The sequence below is a fragment of the Micromonospora foliorum genome, assembly GCF_022229015.1.
GTDB lineage: Bacteria > Actinomycetota > Actinomycetes > Mycobacteriales > Micromonosporaceae > Micromonospora > Micromonospora foliorum.
The window spans coordinates 1-1,597 of the sequence record NZ_JAKKFF010000289.1; the positions used below are offsets into that span (position 1 = coordinate 1).

Consider the following 1,597-nt stretch of genomic DNA (forward strand, 5'->3'; position numbering starts at 1 on the left):
CGTCGCGGTGGCGCTGCTGGTCGCCGTCGTGGCCGGCGTCGCCACCGCGCTGACCGTCACCGACGACAGGCCCCGCGACACCACCGGCTGGTCCAGCCCGCAGCCGAACCGTCCGCCCAACGGCGGGCCCTTCGGCCCCGGCCCGCCACCCGGCCCGCCGAACGGGCGGAACGTCCCCCCGCCCCCGTTCGCCTGCGTCCGCCCCGACATCGTCGGTACGCCCGTGCAGACCGGCACGGCGAACTCGGGCGAAGAGTTCCGGCCGCCGCCCGGCTGGGTCTGGCACGCCGACACCGCCGGCTTCCGGGTCTCCGTACCGGCCACGTGGCTGACCTCCCGCGACGGCACGGTGGCGTGCTTCCAGGATCCGGCGACCGGCCGGGCCTTCAGCGTCGCCGAGGGTGGCGCCGTCGATCCCCTGGAGCGGCTGCGCACCGCCCGCGACGCCGCGGCCGGCACGGGCTCCCTGCCGGGGTACGACGAGATCCGGCTCGCCGCGGGCGAACGTGACGCCGAGTGGGAGCTCCGCTGGCAGACACCACACGGCACGTGGCTGCACGCCCGGCAACAGATCCTCGGGGCCAACCGCTGGACGTTGGGTTGGATCACCCGGGACGAGGACTGGACCGGGGCCGCCGCCGACTGGGAACGGGTGCGAAAGAGTTTCCGACCACCCCGCTGACCTGCACCGTATGGCCATGATCCGGACCACCGTCCGGCGTGGATCGAGGCCGCTCAGTGGATGAGAAAGCCGGCATTGGTGGCTATCGTGGATCCCGGGGTGACCGAGGGGGAGCGACCGTGCATCAGTTGCTGATCGCGGGTCGGTACCGGCTGCTCGACCTGGTCGGCACCGGCGGAATGGGCCGGGTGTGGCTTGCTCGCGACGAGATGCTGCATCGCGACGTGGCGGTGAAGGAAATCGTGCCGCCGTCCTGGCTGGCCGAGACCGAACGCGAGGAGTTGCGGCTACGAACCCTGCGTGAGGCACGCACCGCCGCCCGACTCAACCATCCCAACGTGGTCCGCCTCTACGACGTGGTGCACGACCGGGAGAGCCCCTGGATCGTGATGGAGTACGTGCCGTCGCGGTCGGTGCAGCAGATCATCAGCGCCGAGGGGCCGCTGAGCCCGCAGCGCACCGCCCGGATCGGGCTGGCGGTGCTCGCCGCGCTCCGGGCCGCGCACGCCGCCGGGGTGCTGCACCGCGACGTGAAGCCGCACAACGTCCTGGTCGCCGACGACGGGCGGGTGGTGCTCACCGACTTCGGGCTGGCCACCTTCGACGGCGGCGACGGTGTGATGACCGGGCCCGGCACGGTGCTCGGCTCACCGCAGTTCGTCGCCCCCGAGCGGGCCCGCGAAGGGGTGTCCGACGCCCGCACCGACATGTGGTCGCTGGGCGCGACGCTCTACGCGACGGTCGAGGGGAAGTCACCGTACGCACGGTCGAGCGCCATGGCGACGCTCAGCGCGCTGGCCACCGAACCGCCGGACCCGATGCGTCGGGCCGGCCCGTTGGGCCCCGTCCTCACCGGCCTGTTGCAGCGCGACCCCTGGCGGCGGTTGACCGCCGTCGAGGCGGAGCCGCTGCTGC

General features: G+C 73.5%; 2 protein-coding genes. Both read left to right on the plus strand.

Annotation, left to right across the window (positions count from 1 at the left end):
* Positions 1 to 682, plus strand: a 682-nt coding sequence (locus tag PSH25_RS21150; RefSeq protein ID WP_502361358.1) for a serine/threonine kinase C-terminal domain-containing protein, incomplete at its 5' end; no start/stop codon positions are given.
* Between the two features lie 179 nt (positions 683 to 861).
* On the plus strand, positions 862 to 1,597 hold a 736-nt coding region (locus tag PSH25_RS21155), incomplete at its 3' end, for a serine/threonine-protein kinase (protein WP_238660733.1).